The 15,414-nt window shown below is 64.5% G+C and carries 17 protein-coding genes and 1 riboswitch; of the genes, 10 read left to right on the top strand and 7 right to left on the bottom strand.

Going from position 1 to position 15,414, the window contains the following annotated elements; genetic code table 11:
- Nucleotide 1 precedes the first annotated feature (1 nt).
- From IB274_RS04400 to IB274_RS04390, 3 genes are all read left to right on the top strand, one after another.
- The gene (locus tag IB274_RS04400; RefSeq protein WP_192430812.1) at nucleotides 2-496 is read left to right on the top strand and encodes a hypothetical protein; all 495 of its coding nucleotides are present in this window, start codon (nucleotides 2-4) and stop codon (nucleotides 494-496) included.
- A gap of 98 nt (nucleotides 497-594) precedes the next feature.
- Nucleotides 595-882 (top strand): PA4642 family protein, encoded by a 288-nt coding sequence (locus IB274_RS04395; protein WP_017519723.1) that lies wholly within the window; start codon nucleotides 595-597, stop codon nucleotides 880-882.
- A gap of 187 nt (nucleotides 883-1,069) precedes the next feature.
- On the top strand, nucleotides 1,070-1,471 hold the full coding sequence (locus tag IB274_RS04390; protein WP_192430811.1) for a VOC family protein: 402 nt from the start codon (nucleotides 1,070-1,072) through the stop codon (nucleotides 1,469-1,471).
- 63 nt (nucleotides 1,472-1,534) lie between these two features.
- Here IB274_RS04390 and mqo read toward each other — a convergent pair whose 3' ends face one another.
- On the bottom strand, nucleotides 1,535-3,028 hold the full coding sequence (gene mqo / locus IB274_RS04385) for a malate dehydrogenase (quinone) (RefSeq protein WP_192430810.1): 1,494 nt from the start codon (nucleotides 3,026-3,028) through the stop codon (nucleotides 1,535-1,537).
- An 802-nt stretch (nucleotides 3,029-3,830) separates the two neighbouring features.
- Between mqo and IB274_RS04380 the strand changes: the two genes are divergently transcribed.
- Nucleotides 3,831-4,418 (top strand): YajG family lipoprotein, encoded by a 588-nt coding sequence (locus tag IB274_RS04380; protein ID WP_081516300.1) that lies wholly within the window; start codon nucleotides 3,831-3,833, stop codon nucleotides 4,416-4,418.
- Nucleotides 4,419-4,482: 64 nt separating this feature from the next.
- On the opposite strand, the gene IB274_RS04375 is transcribed toward IB274_RS04380, so the two are convergent.
- Nucleotides 4,483-4,689: a hypothetical protein gene (locus IB274_RS04375; RefSeq protein WP_081516299.1), complete on the bottom strand. Its 207-nt coding sequence runs from the start codon at nucleotides 4,687-4,689 to the stop codon at nucleotides 4,483-4,485.
- A 263-nt stretch (nucleotides 4,690-4,952) separates the two neighbouring features.
- Here IB274_RS04375 and IB274_RS04370 point away from each other — a divergent pair, with 263 nt between their 5' ends.
- The gene (locus IB274_RS04370) at nucleotides 4,953-5,237 is read left to right on the top strand and encodes a hypothetical protein (RefSeq protein WP_192430809.1); all 285 of its coding nucleotides are present in this window, start codon (nucleotides 4,953-4,955) and stop codon (nucleotides 5,235-5,237) included.
- Between the two features lie 37 nt (nucleotides 5,238-5,274).
- Here the strand turns inward: IB274_RS04370 and IB274_RS04365 are convergent, their stop codons facing one another.
- Nucleotides 5,275-6,435 (bottom strand): 1-acyl-sn-glycerol-3-phosphate acyltransferase, encoded by a 1,161-nt coding sequence (locus tag IB274_RS04365; protein ID WP_192430808.1) that lies wholly within the window; start codon nucleotides 6,433-6,435, stop codon nucleotides 5,275-5,277.
- Between the two features lie 131 nt (nucleotides 6,436-6,566).
- Here IB274_RS04365 and IB274_RS04360 point away from each other — a divergent pair, with 131 nt between their 5' ends.
- From IB274_RS04360 to IB274_RS04350, 3 genes are read left to right on the top strand one after another with little or no spacing between them, the layout of a single operon-like run.
- Complete coding sequence (locus tag IB274_RS04360; protein WP_192430807.1) at nucleotides 6,567-6,749, top strand: CPXCG motif-containing cysteine-rich protein; 183 nt, start codon at nucleotides 6,567-6,569, stop codon at nucleotides 6,747-6,749.
- Complete coding sequence (locus IB274_RS04355; protein WP_192430806.1) at nucleotides 6,749-7,015, top strand: putative signal transducing protein; 267 nt, start codon at nucleotides 6,749-6,751, stop codon at nucleotides 7,013-7,015. The genes IB274_RS04360 and IB274_RS04355 overlap by 1 nt, the downstream gene beginning before the upstream one ends.
- Before the next feature lie 46 nt (nucleotides 7,016-7,061).
- Nucleotides 7,062-7,673: an SOS response-associated peptidase gene (locus IB274_RS04350; RefSeq protein WP_192430805.1), complete on the top strand. Its 612-nt coding sequence runs from the start codon at nucleotides 7,062-7,064 to the stop codon at nucleotides 7,671-7,673.
- 185 nt (nucleotides 7,674-7,858) lie between these two features.
- Here IB274_RS04350 and IB274_RS04345 read toward each other — a convergent pair whose 3' ends face one another.
- Entirely contained in the window at nucleotides 7,859-9,991 is a 2,133-nt protein-coding gene (locus IB274_RS04345) for a methyl-accepting chemotaxis protein (protein WP_192430804.1), read from the bottom strand.
- A gap of 430 nt (nucleotides 9,992-10,421) precedes the next feature.
- Between IB274_RS04345 and IB274_RS04340 the strand changes: the two genes are divergently transcribed.
- Together IB274_RS04340 and IB274_RS04335 are read left to right on the top strand one after the other, a co-directional pair.
- Entirely contained in the window at nucleotides 10,422-11,243 is an 822-nt protein-coding gene (locus IB274_RS04340) for a M48 family metallopeptidase (RefSeq protein ID WP_192430803.1), read from the top strand.
- Nucleotides 11,244-11,335: 92 nt separating this feature from the next.
- Nucleotides 11,336-12,319, top strand: a complete 984-nt coding sequence (locus IB274_RS04335; protein WP_138216039.1) for an NAD-dependent epimerase/dehydratase family protein — start codon at nucleotides 11,336-11,338, stop codon at nucleotides 12,317-12,319.
- A 187-nt stretch (nucleotides 12,320-12,506) separates the two neighbouring features.
- Here the strand turns inward: IB274_RS04335 and IB274_RS04330 are convergent, their stop codons facing one another.
- The 3 genes from IB274_RS04330 to IB274_RS04320 form a co-directional block, all read right to left on the bottom strand.
- A complete protein-coding gene (locus IB274_RS04330; protein ID WP_192430802.1) occupies nucleotides 12,507-12,950 on the bottom strand; it encodes a ketosteroid isomerase-related protein in 444 nt (147 codons plus the stop codon).
- A gap of 100 nt (nucleotides 12,951-13,050) precedes the next feature.
- Nucleotides 13,051-13,632, bottom strand: coding sequence for a TMEM165/GDT1 family protein (locus IB274_RS04325; RefSeq protein WP_081516290.1), 582 nt, complete (start codon nucleotides 13,630-13,632; stop codon nucleotides 13,051-13,053).
- A 6-nt stretch (nucleotides 13,633-13,638) separates the two neighbouring features.
- A riboswitch (yybP-ykoY riboswitch) is annotated at nucleotides 13,639-13,842 on the bottom strand.
- Between the two features lie 44 nt (nucleotides 13,843-13,886).
- Entirely contained in the window at nucleotides 13,887-15,344 is a 1,458-nt protein-coding gene (locus tag IB274_RS04320) for an amino acid permease (protein WP_192430926.1), read from the bottom strand.
- Nucleotides 15,345-15,414 lie beyond the last annotated feature (70 nt).

Genomic DNA, 15,414 nt, shown 5'->3' with positions numbered 1-15,414 from the left:
GATGTCCGTTCGCATGCCGGGCGCCTTGCTGGCGCTGTTGTTCTGCCTTCCCCTCGGCTTTGCCGGGATGACCATTGCCGCGCCGATGCACAGCCAGTTCCTGCCGCCGGACGACGCCGGTTTGCGCCAGGGCGAGCCGGAGCAGCAGCAACTGCTGCAAGTCACCGAATACAGCGTGGTGCTGGGCAACCAGCGCCAGTCCAACCAGCAGCCGATCCCGATCACCACGCCTTCGCTGCTGCGCCTCAAGGGCAAGCCGCTGAACAAGGGCGCGCAGATCAGCCAAGTGGTCATCAGCTTCGACGCCGAGGGCAAGAGCCTGAAGAAGCCGGCCTACGACGAAAAGACCCGCGTGCTCAGTCTGTACTACCCGCAGGCGGCTTATCCACAGCTGCTCGACCTGCTGCGCAACGGCACCGTCTACGTGCAGTTCCTCACCTACGGCAACGGCCATATTTGGGCCGACCTGCATACCGGCGCGGTGCGCGCGCGTTGAGCCGCGCACGGCGCAGGGTTAAACTGCCCGACCCGTGGTGCCCGGCCTGAGCCGTTGCCGGCCGCGATCCCCGAGACAGCCGTAGAGAGAAGCGAGCGATGCGTAAAGACAAGAAGCAGGTGATTGGCGAAGAGATCAACGACGACGCCATCAAGCTGTTCCTCGACGTGGAACCGGCCGACGACACCCCGGCGTCCCTGCACAAGCTGGTCAAGGCCTACCGCGGCCTGCGCATCGACGACTTCGAGCGCTTCGTCGGCTTCTTCGTCGAAGCCGGTTACGACCTGTCCGCCAAGGATGCCCAGGGCCAGGACTTCATCGCCCTGATCCAGGACCAGCGCCAGGCCGAGCCCTACATCGAAGTGATCAAGGCCGCTCGCGGCTGACCGCTGCGAACCGCTGAAAAGCCCGCCTTGTGCGGGCTTTTTTCTTCAGGGCGGTTCGCGAGCAAGCTCGCTCCTACGAAAAGCGGGCTCACCCTGTAGGAGCGAGCTTGCTCGCGAACAGAGCCCGCTGTGCAATCCCCGCCTAGACTTCTTCTCAGAACGATAACGACAAGGCGAGGACGAAGCCGTGCAAGTACAGCCCTATCTGTTTTTCCATGGTCGCGCCGATGAGGCCATTGCCTTCTACCAACGCGCGGTGGGCGCCCAGCTCGGAGGTTTGATGCGCTTCGAGGAAGCGCCCGGCCCATCGCCGGTGCCTGATGGCTGGCTGGACAAGGTGATGCACGCCAGCCTGCAGATCGGCGAGACGGAAGTCTTCCTGTCCGATGGCCGCGGTGAGCACAACGCCACTTTCAATGGTTTCTCCCTGCACCTGACGCTGCGCAGCGTGGTGGCGGCGGAGCAGGCATTCGCCGCCCTGGCGGAGGAGGGGCGGGTGGAGATGTCGCTGGAGAAGACCTTCTGGGCGCAGCGCTTCGGCATGCTCACCGACCGTTTCGGCGTCGGCTGGATGGTCAGCTGCCATTGACCTCTTGCGAAGACAGAAACGAAAAAGCCCGCCGGATGGCGGGCTTTTTCATGAGTGCGGCACTCAGGACGCGGCGACGATCTGCAGACGGTCTGCGGTCATCTGGTTGACTTCGCGGTACACCGCGGCGTCGGTTTCCAGCTGCTTCTCGCGGGCCGGGAAGATCTCCTTGAGCTTCGCGGTCCACTCGGCCGACTTGTAGCGCTCGGGGAAGCAGCGCTCCAGCAGGCCCAGCATGATCGAGACGGTGACCGAGGCACCCGGCGAGGCGCCGAGCAGGGCGGCGATGCTGCCGTCCTGGGCTGCCACCAGTTCGGTACCGAACTGCAGGATGCCGCCTTTCTTCGGGTCCTTCTTGATGATCTGCACGCGCTGGCCAGCGGTTTCGAGGCGCCAGTCGGCTGGGTTCAGTTCCGGGTAGAACTTGCGCAGGGCTTCGATACGCTGGTCCATGGACTGCATGACTTCCTTCACCAGGTAGCGGGTGAGGTCCATGTTGTCACGGGCCACGGCGAGCATCGGCAGCAGGTTGCTGGTGCGCACCGAGAGCGGCAGGTCGAGGAACGAACCGTGGCGCAGGAACTTGGTGGAGAAGCCAGCGTACGGGCCGAACAGCAGGGAGGTCTTGCCCTCGACCACGCGGGTGTCCAGGTGCGGCACGGACATCGGCGGGGCGCCCACTTCGGCCTGGCTGTAGACCTTGGCCTGGTGGTGCTTGACCACTTCGGGGTTGTCGCAACGCAGCCACTGGCCGCTCACCGGGAAGCCGCCGAAACCCTTGCTTTCCGGGATGCCGGACATCTGCAGCAGCGGCAGCGCGCCGCCACCGGCGCCGAGGAAGACGAACTTCGCCTTGACCTTGCGGGCGTCGCCGGTCTGGGTGTTCTTGATGTCCACCAGCCAGCCGTCGCCTGCGCGCTCGAGTCCCACGACCTTCTGGAAGTAGCGGACTTCGCTGCCTTCGCGGCTGGAGAGGTAGCTCAGCAGTTGGTTGGTCAGGGCGCCGAAGTTGACGTCGGTGCCGCTTTCCACGCGGGTCATCGCGACCTGCTCGTCGGCCGGGCGGCCGGGGATGGTCAGCGGGGCCCAGTCGGCGATCTTCGCGCGGTCCTCGGTGTATTCCATCGAGGAGAAGGCATGGTGCTGGCTGAGCAGCTCATGGCGCTTCTTCAGGAAAGGAATGTCCTTGCCACGCACGAAGCTCATGTGCGGAACGGGGTTGATGAAGTTGCGCGGCGCGCCGAAGGCATCCTTCCCGGTCAGGTAGGCCCAGAACTGCTTGGACACCTCGAACTGGGCGTTGATGTTCACCGCCTTCTTGATGTCGATCGAGCCGTCAGCCGCCTGCGGGGTGTAGTTCAGCTCGCAGAGGCCGGCGTGACCGGTACCGGCGTTGTTCCACGGGTTGGAACTCTCGATGGCTCCGGATTCCTGCAGTTCGACGATCTCGAGCTTGACGCCCGGATCTACTTCCTTGAGCAGGACAGCCAGGGTTGCGCTCATGATGCCGGCGCCGACCAGCAGCACGTCCATCGATTCGATTTCGTTCTGCGCCATTAACGCGTCTCCAAAACTATCAGCAGCCAGTTGTGACAGGGGCCTTGCGCTCGTTGCGCGAAAGCCGCATGTCCGAATTCTTCTCAGGTCGCAAAGGACCTTTCGCGGAATGTCTCGGGCCGGGATCGGAGAAAGGGAAGTGCGCACCCTCTCGGCAGTCCACGGCGGACGAATTCATCCGCAAGTGCATCCGAAAGTGGCGCTTAGGCGCGGCTTCCGGTGCCGAAAAAGCGATTCAGTGCTGCGGGGTCAGACGTCAATGGTGCTACCAACGCAAAACTCTTCATTGCTCGCCACACTCTCGTGAAGTAGTGAAAAACCTTCGATCACGCTCTTTTGGAGGCGTGAAGCTCAAAGGGGATCGTCGTCGCGGGCCGGTCCGGTCTCCATGCGGAGGGGGCGGCTGCATCCTTGCCAAGTTCTGCGCAACGAACGTACAAAGCGCGACGGCCAGTGACCGAGGCGAGTGGCGACTCTCTTTGAGGGGTGGCAGAGGCGAGACACGGTGTGTCGGCATCGTGCGGGGCCCGACCAGGAGGCGTCCTTATAATCGGGGGGCGATTATAACGGCGAAACACAAAAAAAAGCTCTGCACCTTAGACTTTTTTCCTAGTGTCTACCCCTTGATTGACCCTTTGTGCCCCCTTCCGGCGCGTCTTGCCTGCAGCTGGGTCAAGGCGGCCTATCGACGCGCGGCGAGGGAACCCTGAGAACGGGTTCCGCGTCCAATGGCCAAGCGCTATCTGACCGCGCTGCCCGCCGGTATACTGCCGGCCATCGCTTAACCCATGGAGAGATGAGCATGCTGCCTCGCCTGTTGCTCGGCTTTATCGCTGCCGCCAGCCTGACCTTGACCGGCTGCGCCCTCAGCCCGCAACAACTCAACCCGACGCCCGAGTTCAAGGGGCCGGTCGCCGCCGTTGGCCAAGGCCAGCCGGTGGTGGTGAAAGTCGTCGACGGTCGTCCGAGCACCGCGCTGGGTACCCGAGGCGGTCTGTATTCGGAAACCAGCCAGTTGACCGTGCGCAGCGAAGACGTGATCCCCAAGCTGCAGCTGCAGGCTGAAACCGCCGTGCGCCTGCTGGGCTTCACCCCGTCGGCCAACGCCTACAACGCACCGCAACTGACCCTGACCCTGGCCGAGCTGAAGTACCAGTCGCCCAAGGAAGGCATGTACGTTACCGAGGCCGATATCGGCGCCACTTTCCGCGCCGACGTGCAGAGCGGCACTCGTCGCTACAGCGGCCGCTACGGCGCCTCGACCAACCAGCGTTTCGGTATGGCGCCCAACCAGGCGACCAACACCAAGCTGGTGAGCGACGTGCTCAGCGACGCGCTGACCCGCGTGTTCAAGGACCCGACCATCGGCCAGACGCTGAACCAGCGCTGATCGAGAGGGATATGAAAAAGCCCGCCGAATGGCGGGCTTTTTCATGGGCGCTGATCGGCGGCGATCAGGCGGCCTGGCGGTACGGGTCGACCTCGAACGAACGCATGCGCTCGTCGGTTTCCGGCAGGTCCAGGTGTTCGTGGCCACAGGCCTGGGTGTAGACGAGCCAGTGGTCGTCCTGGACGTTGAACGAGAGTTCGACGACCACGGCTTCGATTTCCTCGAGGTGTTCGATCAAGTAGGCATTTTCGTGGGGGACGATGTCGAGCATGGCGAATCTCCTTGGCGAAAGACCGGGTTTGCAGAATTCCTTAAAGCCAGCAACGTGCCAGAGGGCGGGAGAGGTCTTAGACCCTTTCTCGATAACTCTTACGCTCGTCGTAAATAAGCGTTGCGCACTGGCTGCCGTGGCGGGCCAGCGGATAAAATGCGCGTCGATTGTTTCTCATCCATGACGGGCCATGCCCGTTCGTCCAGACTGACCCCCGCTTTGCTTCGAAGTCGATGGCGTGCAGTTCTGAAGCGGAGGTTGTGATGTCGCTGCAGGCGCTCTGGAGTCTTTTCCAGGCCCATCCTGGTCGTATCGTGAACGACCTGGCCCTTTTCTTCGCCCTGGCCGGAGGCTGGCTGCTGCTGGCGACCCGCCGCCGCGAGCGCCTCGCCCTGGCGCGCCTGGCCGCCGAGAGCGAAATCGCGCCGGTGCCGCTGGACAGCATCGAGCCCACCGCGCGGATGAACCGCTTTTTCTACCGTTTCGGTTTCGCCTGCATGGTGTTGGCGGTGATGGTGAGCTGGTATAGCACGCAGCTGAATCAGTAACGGATGAAATTAAAAAGGCGCCCCAGGGCGCCTTTTTTCATGCCTGCTGCTTGAGCCGGTACTGGTTCAGCACCGGGTTGGCGTACTGCAGGATCAGATGGCCGCGCTGCTCCGCGGGGCATTCGCCCAGGCGACGCTCCCATTCGGTGCGCGCGCGCTGCAGTTCCTCGGCCTTGAACAGGGTCTCGGCGCGCGGCACGTTCAGCGCGGCGTCGCGCAGGTCGGAGGCCTCGTACGCGAGGTAGTGCACCGGGAACAACCGGTAGTTGCCGAGGATCTGCCGGTCCAGCTCGGCGGCGAGCTGCTTGGTGTCGGCAAAGTCGCCGGTGATCTCTTCGCCGAAGTTGATGTGCACGCGGCCCTTGTAGCCGGTGATGCCCTGCACGATGCTGCGGTCGTCCTCGCCCGGCGCCTTCCTGTATTCGCCGGTGGTTGCGCGGGTGAACAGCTCGCGGGCCTTGGCGGCGTCGCACGGGTCGTACTCGTAGCTGATGGACACCGGGATCAGGTGCAGCTGGCGGATCACTTCGGCGAACGGCTCGTCCTTGCGGCTCATGTGGAACATCTTGAGGATCGCCGAGTCGGTACGGTCGTCACCGTCCTTGGCGCGGCCCTCGGCCTGGGCGATCCAGATCGACTGGCCGTCCTGGCAGATCGAGTGATTGATGTAGGCCGAGAGGTTCTGGTACGCCGCCAGCTTCTCGCGACGGCCGCTGATCGAGCGGTGCACGATGAAGCTCTTGTTCAGGCGCATCAGGTCGCTGACGAATGGCTTCTGCAGCAGGTTGTCGCCGATTGCGATGCGCGGCGTAGGCAGCTTGGCGTGGTAGATCGCGTAGTTGCAGAAGGCCGGGTCCACCACGATGTCGCGGTGGTTGGCGATGAACAGGTAGGCGCGGCCGGATTGCAGGCGCTCAACGCCCGAATAGGTGACGCCGTCGGTGGCGTGTTCGATGGTCCGGTCGACGTAGGGCTCGACTTTGTGCTGCAGCTCGCTGACGCTGCGGATGCCGGTGACTTCGCGGGCCAGCCGATGGGCTATAAGTGGTCTGAGCAGCCAGCCGAACGGACCGGACAGACGCGGGAAACGGTAACGCGCCAGCGCGCCGAGGAAGGCGTCATCGCTCAGCAGGCGCTGCAGGACAGCCGGGACTTCGGCGTCGTTGTACGGTCGGATGGCTTCGAACTCGCCCATCATGCTCTCTATGAATTTTGGGGAGGACGGGCCGCGAAATAGACGGCCCGGAAGGGTATGCCGTCGACTCACCGGCCAGGCGGGCACCCAAAAAGAACGCGCGATTATAAACGGAAGTCACGGGGGAACCAGCGATGCTCGAAAGTCAGGCCTATTCCTGTCCCTATTGCGGCGAGCCGGCCGAGGCGGTGCTTGACCTGTCCGGAGGCGACCAGAGCTACTATGAAGATTGTCCGGTGTGTTGCCGGCCAATCCTGTTCCAGCTCCATACCGACGGTGTGGAGTGGACCCTGGAAGTCCAGCGCGAGGACGATTGATGCAGCGAATCTACGAACCCGCCGACCTGATCGAAGCCGAACTGCTGGGCGGCATGCTGGCCAACGAGGGCATTTCGTCGCACTTGGGCGGGCGCCACCTGGTCGGCGGCATCGGCGAGCTGCCGGGCATGGGCTTGCTGCACCTGTGGGTGGAGGACGATGTGGCCGAGCAGGCGCGCGAACTGATCGCCGCGTACAATGCCGCGCAACCCCTGCCGGGAAGCGCCGATGATCACGAGGGCGGCCCTGGCGTCCTGCTCTGCTGATCCGCCTCTACGACCCCCATGAACTACGCCTCATGAACAGCCGCCCATGACCAGCCGTTACGCCCTGTTCCGCTGGAGTCGCGAGCTTGCAGAAAACGCCGGCTTCCCCGCCGACCTGCAGCCGCAGTGGAGTGTCGCGCCCGGCGCCCGCGTGCTGATGCTGCGTGAGGAGGACGGCGCGCGCCATGCCGGCCTCGCGCGCTGGGGCCTGACGCCGGCCTGGCTGAAGGACCTGTCGCGCACCCCCGCCCATGCCCGCACGGAAACCATCGCCGAACAGCCAATGTTCCGTGACGCCTTCGCCCATCGCCGCTGCCTGCTGCCAGCCAACGGCTTCTACGAGTGGCTGGGCGTGCGCAAGCGGCCGCATTGGGTTTCCGGTGGTGGGTTGATCTGCTTCGCGGGGGTGTGGGAGGCGTATCCGGTGGAAGGCCACACCTATTACAGCGTGGCGATGCTCACCCAAGCGGCGGGGGAGTTGCGCCGGCCGCTGATTCTCGATGTGCAGGAGCAGGGGCAATGGCTGTCGAACGAGACGCCCACCGCGCGGTTGCTGGAGTTGCTGCAGTTGCCCCAGGCGCGGCTGCGTGTGCAGGCGTTGGCGAATTTCATCAATGATCCGACCTGCAATGGGCCGGAGTGTCTGACGCCGGCCTGATGCCGGAATTCCCCTTGTAAGAGCGCCTATGGGCGGGATCGCGGGCATGGCCTGCTCCTACAGGGGGAACTCCTGCGTTTGGGCCAGCCCTCACCCTAACTCAGGGAGAGGGGGACGGGGCGGTAGCGGGGGCGCCAGCAACCTCGTTGCGGCGGTGACCAGCGCCCCGGCCAAGCCGATCATCGTCACACCTTGAACTGATTCACCAGCCGGCGCTGCTGCTCGGCCAGTTTGGTCAGCTCGGCGCTGGCCTGGGAGGCCTCGTCGGCGCCGCCGGCCACCTGGTTGGCGACCATGCCGATGTTGCTGACGTTACGGTTGATGTCCTCGGCCACCGCACTCTGCTCTTCGGCGGCGCTGGCGATCTGGGTGTTCATGTCGTTGATCACCGACACCGCCTGGGTGATCGACTCCAGCGCCTGGGCCGCCTCGCCGGCGTGGCGCACGCTGTCCTCGGTCTTGTCCTGGCTCTGCTGCATCACCTGCACCACTTCGCGGGTGCCGTTCTGCAGCTGCTGGATCATCGATTGGATTTCCTCGGTGGCCTGCTGGGTCTTCTGCGCCAGGTTGCGCACCTCGTCGGCGACCACCGCGAAACCGCGGCCCTGTTCACCGGCGCGGGCGGCCTCGATGGCGGCGTTGAGCGCCAGCAGGTTGGTCTGCTCGGCGATACCGCGGATAGCTACCAGGATTGCGTTGATGTTCTCGCTGTCGCGGGCCAGCGACTGCACTACGCCCACGGCGCGGCCGATCTCGCTGGCCAGCGCCTGGATCGCCGTGGAGCTGCTTTCGACGATGCGCTTGCCGTGGTGCGCCGCCTGGTCGGCATGATTGGCCGCTTCGGCTGCATGGGTGGCGTTGCGCGCCACATCCTGGGCGGTGGCGGTCATCTCGTGGACGGCCGTGGCCACCAGTTCGATTTCTGCTAGCTGCTTCTGCACGCCCTGGTTGGTGCGGATGGCGATGTCAGCGGTGTGCTCGGAGGAATCGCTGACGTGCTGCACCGAGGTCACCACCTGGCCAATCATGCCCTGCAGCTTGCCGAGGAAGGTGTTGAAGCCCTTGGCGATGGAGCCCAGTTCGTCGGCGCGGTCGCTGCTCAGGCGGCGGGTGAGGTCGCCTTCGCCCTGGGCGATGTCGTCGAGCATGCCGACCAGCTGGCGCAGCGGCCGGGCGATGCCGTGGCCGACCAGCCAGATCACGGCCAGGCCGATGGCGGCAATCAGCAAGCCGACCAGGGTCATGCCCAGGGTGTCGCTATCGCGCTGGGATTTCAGGTCGCTCTGCAACTGGTTCAGGTCACCCAGCACGGCTTCCTGCGGCAGTTGCAGCATCAGGGTCCAGCGCGCGCCAGAGTCGGCGATGGTGAAGGGCAGGAACAGCTCAATGTGGCCGTGCTCCTTGTCCATTGAGGTCAGCGGCTGGTCAAGGGTGAGCTTGGCCAGGTTGGCCACTTCGTTGGTGTCCAGCACGCTGCTGGCGGGTTCGCCGAGCTTGGCCGGGTCCTTGGTGTAGGCGACCAGGCGGCCATTGGTGGAGATCAGCGCCATCTCGCCGGCGCCGTCGTAGAGCTGGCTGTCGGCGGCCTTGAGCAGGTCCTGGATGAAGTCCAGTGACAGGTCCACGCCGACGGTGCCCTTGAACTGGCCCTTGACCATGATCGGCGCGTTGAACGAGGACATCAGCACCATCTTGCCGGCCATCTCGTAGGGCGCCGGGTCGATGATGCACGGCTGGTGCTTCTCTTTCGGGCAGAGGTAGTACTCGCCTTCGCGCACGCCGGTGGGCTGCATCTTCTGGCTTTCCAGGGTATCGCCCATGGCTTCCACGGTCAGGCCGCCATCCTTGCGGTACCACCAGGGCATGAAGCGGCCGCTGGCGTCGTAGCCGGGCAGACCGGCGTACTGGCTGTCGTTGCCCGCGAAGGCGTTGGGTTCCCAGCCGGCGAAGGCGTCGAGCAGCTTGGGGTTCTGCGCCACGGTCTGGCGCAGCAGGTTGGACATGCCGGCGCGGCCGATGCTCAGCAGCGGCTGGCCATTGGCGTCGGTCTCGTCCAGCAGGGCGTTGGTGTTGGCGAGGTCGCGTGCGACGGTGAGCGGATATTCCAGTTCGCGCTGGATCTGTGCGACCTGGCCGCGCGCGATCGCCACCAGGCGATCGTTGATCACTTGCTCGAGCAGCGCCTGGGTGCGCTCTTGCACCTGCGCCTGGGTCCGCGAGCCGGCGAACAGCGCGTAAAGCACCAGCGCCGCGACCACTGCCAGAACGCTGGCACCTGCCAACGCCACCACGGAAAACTGGATCGACTTGAATTTCATACGGGTACCCGGAATGCGCCAGAGGTCTGCGTGTCTATCTGTATCGGCAGGTCCGGGGATTTTCCTTAGGGGGCCGTTGTAATGGGTTGTAACGCGGCTGTTCGCCGCCTGTCGCAGGATTGTCGGCGCTGACCGGGAGGTCTAGCATGTGATGTCAAAATGAAATTATCTGGCCGTGGCGAGCGCCTCGACGTCCTGGTTTTCAGGGTGAAATCAGACGCTGGCTGCGGCTATCTCGCGGGTGTGGATCGCAGGTGCGATGCCGTGCACCGCGTACGCCACGACAGCCGCCCCACGGCACCTTCCGATGAGTCGGTGCGATTTCGTAAGTCACTGCTGCGCCGGCTGTTTTCTACCAGTTGCCGGGCATCGGGGGTGGGCCTACCATGCGCGCTGTCCGTGGGAGATTGCATTGTTTCGGGAGAGCAACATGCCCAAAGTATTTCGTGTCGCAGGCCTGGCCGCAGCCCTGTTCCTCACCGCTTGCCAGCAGGTGAACACCACCAGCGGCGGCGTCGTCGGTGTCGATCGCAAACAGAACATGTTCAGCATGCTGTCCAGTGCGCAGGTCGACCAGATGTATGCGCAGTCCTACCAGCAGACCCTCGGTGAGGCCTCCAAAGCCGGCAAGCTGGATGCCAGCAGCAATGACGCCAAGCGCGTGAAGGCCATTGCCGCGCGGTTGATTCCGCAGACCGGCGCTTTCCGCTCCGACGCGCCGTCCTGGCAGTGGGAGGTCAACGTGATCAAGAGCGACGAGCTCAACGCCAACTGCGGTCCCGGTGGCAAGATCATCGTCTACACCGGGCTGATCGATCAGCTCAAGCTCACCGACGACGAACTGGCCGCGGTGATGGGCCACGAGATCGCCCACGCCTTGCGTGAGCACGGTCGTGAAGCGATGTCCCGCGCCTACGCGGAGCAGATGGGGCTGGGCATTGGCGGCGCGCTGCTGGGACTGGGTCAAAGCAGCGTGGACATGGCCCATCAGGTGGTCGAATACAGCCTGACGCTGCCCAATAGTCGGCAGAATGAGAACGAAGCTGACCTGATCGGCCTGGAATTGGCAGCGCGAGCCGGTTATAACCCCAACGCCGCGATGACCCTGTGGCAGAAGATGGGCCAGGCGTCGAACGGTGAAGCTCCGCCGGAAATCCTCAGCACGCACCCGGCGGACAGTACGCGGATGGCCAACCTGCAGGCCGCCATCCCGAAGGTCATGCCGCTCTATGAGCAGGCCAAGACCCATTAAGCAGTGGTTTTGAGAGCAGGGGTTCGTGATTCTCTCGAACGGCCAGGAGCGGCGTAAGTTGCGCCGCTTTATCCAGTGAACAGGGAGCACCCGTGAAAATCGCTGTACTCGGAGCCACCGGGCTCCTGGGCCACCACGCCGCCCGCGCGATCAAGGCGGCCGGCCACCAGCTGGTGCTGATCCACCGACCCTCGTCGCAGATCCAGCGCCTGGCCTACCTCGAGCCTGAGTGCCGGGTAGCCGAACTCTTCGATCACCAGGGCATGGCCCGCGCGCTCAGTGGGCTGGACGCGGTGATCTTCAGCGCCGGTTATTACCCGGTGCGCCCGCGTCGCTGGCAGGAGGAAGTGGCCAGCGCACTGGACCTGACCAATCATTTCTACGCCGCCTGCCTGCAGGCGAAAGTGCCGCGCATCCTCTATGTTGGCTCGGCCTTCGCCATGCCCTCGCACCCGCAGGGGCTGCCCGGGCATGAGGGGCTGTTCTACGAAGGACTGCCCACCGGCAAGAGCGCCTACGTGATGTGCAAGTGGGCGCTGGACGAACAGGCCCGCGAGCAGGCCCGTGGCGGCCTGCCGGTGGTCATCGGGATTCCTGGCATGGTGCTGGGCGAGCTGGACATCGGCCCGACCACCGGGCGCCTGATCACCGCCATCGGCCGAGACGAGATGCTGCACTACGTACCGGGCCGGAGGAACGTCATCGATGCCTCCGAGGCCGGGCGCGGCCTGCTCACGGCGCTCGAGCGCGGTCGGGTGGGCGAGCGCTACCTGCTCACCGGGCACAACATCGAGATGGGTGAGCTGACTGCCACCATCGCAAAGCTACTGGGCAAGCCGGCACCGACTCCGATGCCGCTGCACCGCGCCCGTGCGCTGGCGACACTGGGCCGCTGGCGCTACCGGCTGACCGGCAAGATGCCGCTGCTGGACGATACCGCCATCGAGGTGATGGCCGGCGGGCAGTTCCTCGACGGCCGCAAGGCCCGCGAGGAGCTGGGCTTCGAATCTCATGTGCCGCTGGAGGATACGCTGGAACGGGCCATTTCCTGGTTCCACGCCAACGATTACCTCTGACTCCGGCTGTCTTTGTAGGAGCGAGCTTGCTCGCGATCCGCCCAGCACCGAGCGGCTCCGGTTCGCGAGCAAGGACTGGGCGTCCCCCTCGGTCCTACGAAAAGCTGTTACGGAGTTCCCTGCAAGAGCGCGACCAGGGTGGCAAGCAGACAAAAAAAGCCCGGCGCATGGTCGGGCTTTTTCGTTGTCAGGGCAGCGCCTTCTCGGCGAAGGGACGGTTGGGCAGTCCCATCTGCGCGCGGAAGCTTTCCATGTCGAACAGCGTGCACAGCTCCTGCACCTGGTTCTGGCTGTTGAAGGTCCAGAAGCCCATGGCGGAGATGCTGACGATGCGGTCGCTGGCCGGGTAGCCCAGCACCGGGCGGGCGATGCTGCCCATCAGGGTGCTCCAGGTGAAGACCTTGTTGCCCTCGCGGATGCATTCCTCCACGGCCACTTCCAGGTCCTCCATGCCACTGCGGATCTCCTCCACCAGCGCCCGGTAGCCGGCGTTGTCCAGCGGCTGGGCGGTGAAGGCGCTCTTGTAGATGAAGTCCGAGCTATGCAGCTGCTCGACCAGCGCCAGATGTCCCTTGTTCCAGGCGAGGTCGATGTGGTGGCGGGCGACTTTCTTCAGGTCTTTTTCCGGCATGGTGACATCCTTTGTCGTGGGAGGCTTCAGGCGCCACTGTGTATCGCGGGCGATACACAGGCATTGGCCGGCGCGCCAGCCTCCCGACGAAAGCGGCCGGTCAGAACACCCCGGAGAGCTTCAGTGCGTGGTACACGGCAGCCAGGCCGAGGATGGCGAAGGCGGCGGCGGCCAGGCGGCGGATCAGGTTCAGCGGCAGGCGCTCGGCGGCGAAGTTGCCCGCCAGGACGACCGGTACGTTGGCGATCAGCATGCCCAGCGTGGTGCCGATGACCACCAGCCAGAAGTGCGGGTACTGCGCGGCCAGCATCACGGTGGCGACCTGGGTCTTGTCGCCCATCTCGGCGAGGAAGAAGGCGATCAGGGTGGTGAGGAACGGGCCGAATTTCTTCAGCGAACCTTCTTCGTCGTCATCCAGCTTGTCCGGAATCAGGGTCCAGCCAGCGACCGCCAGGAAGCACACGGCCAGCACCCAGCTCAGCGTGCTTTCCGAGAAGAACGAGGCGACCCAGCTGCCCACGGCGCCGGCGGCGAAGTGGTTGGCCAGGGTAGCGGCGATGATCCCGGCGATGATCGGCCAGGGCTTGCGGAACCGCGCGGCGAGGACGAGCGCGAGCAATTGCGTCTTGTCGCCGATTTCCGCGAGGGCAACGATCAGGGTTGGGACGAAGAGGGATTCCATCAGACTTCCTAAGGGGGCGGGTCGACTAATCACCATGACACGCGCCACCTGCCCGCCCCGGGTCAGGTTGCTCGTGTCATAGGTCTTGTCAAACCCCGGCCTGAACGCTGCAGGCCTGGATCGTACGCGCCATGGTCTGTGGACCAAGTGTGTTGACGCGTACCGGGCGAGCAGGGCGCTCGCGGGAGACTACTCCCCTAGGACGGGGCGCATTCTGCCCAAGTCCCGGGACTTGGGCAAGCCTGCGCGTCGGATCAGTCGCGGGTCGGGCGAACGTCCATGTCCTCGTAGCGGATGAAGCGGGTGCCGTTCTTGAAGCGGTAACCCAGCCAGATCGCCAGGAACAGCGGGATGGTGATGTAGGTGGCGACCAGCCCGGCCCAGTCTACGTGCTCGCCGACGAAGGCCTGGTAGTTCTGCCCCAGGGTGATGATCAGACACAGGGTGAAGGCGAACAGCGGGCCGAGGGGGAACCACTTGGCGCGGTAGGGCAGGTCGTTGAGGTTGCCGCCCTGCAGGACGAAGCCCTTGCGGAAGCGGTAATGGGACACGGCGATGCCCAGCCAGACAATGAAGCCGCACATGCCCGAGGCGTTGAGCAGCCAAGTGTAGACGGTCTTGTCGCCGATGAAGCTGGTGAGGAAGCACAGCGCGCCGATCAGCGTCGTGGCGTAGAGGGCGTAGCGCGGCACGCCGCTCTCGGACACTTGGGTGAACAGGCGCGGCGCCTTGCCCTGGGTGGCCATGGTGTAGAGCATCCGGGTCGAAGCGTACATGCCCGAGTTGCCTGCCGAAAGGATCGCCGAGAGGATCACCGCGTTCATCACGCCCGCCGCGGCGGCGAGGCCCGCGCGCTCGAACAGCAGGGTGAAGGGCGAGGTGCTGATGTCGCTGCTGTCGGTCTTGAGCAGGTTCGGATCGGTGTAGGGGATCAGCATGCCGATGACGAAGATCGACAGGATATAGAACATCAGGATTCGCCAGAACACCTGGCGAATGGCGATGGGAATGGACTTCTGCGGGTTCTCCGACTCGCCCGCGGCAACACCGATCAGTTCGGTGCCCTGGAAGGAGAAGCCGGCGATCATCGCCACCCCGATCATCGCCTGCAGGCCGCCGACGAAGGGCGCATCACCGCTGGTGAAGTTGCTGAAGCCGGGGCTGTCGATGCCGTGCATGATGCCGATGATGCTGGCGAGGCCGATGCCGATGAAGATGACCACGGCCACCACCTTGATCAGCGCGAACCAGAATTCGCTCTCGCCGAAGCCCTTCACCGAGAAGAAGTTGAGCATGAACATGATGCCGAGGAATCCGGCGCTCCAGTACATGCCCGAGACTTCCGGGAACCAGAACTTCATCACCAGTTGCGCCGCCACCAGTTCGGCGGCGATGGTCACCGCCCAGTTGTACCAGTAGTTCCAGCCCATGGCGAAACCGAAGCCATCGTCGATGAAACGGCTGCCATAGGTGCAGAACGAGCCGGAATCAGGAATATACGCCGCCAGCTCGCCGAGGCTGGTCATGAGGAAGAACACCATCAGGCCGATCAGCGCATAGGCCAGCAGCGCACCGCCGGGGCCGGCAGTGGCGATGGTGCTGCCGGAGGCGACGAACAGGCCGGTGCCGATGGAGCCGCCGATGGCGATCATGTTCAGGTGGCGCGGCTTGAGGGAGCGCTTCAGATGATGCGGCTTCTCCTTCGGCCCCATGGCGAAAGTCAGTTCGACGTCATCTCTAATTCTTCGGTTCACGGGTGTCCTCGATAGTTCAGGGCGAGCG

The organism is Pseudomonas sp. PDM18, assembly GCF_014852585.1.
Classification (GTDB): Bacteria; Pseudomonadota; Gammaproteobacteria; order Pseudomonadales; family Pseudomonadaceae; genus Pseudomonas.
Note: the sequence above shows the minus strand (reverse complement) of the source record. Positions and strands in the feature narration are given on the sequence as shown.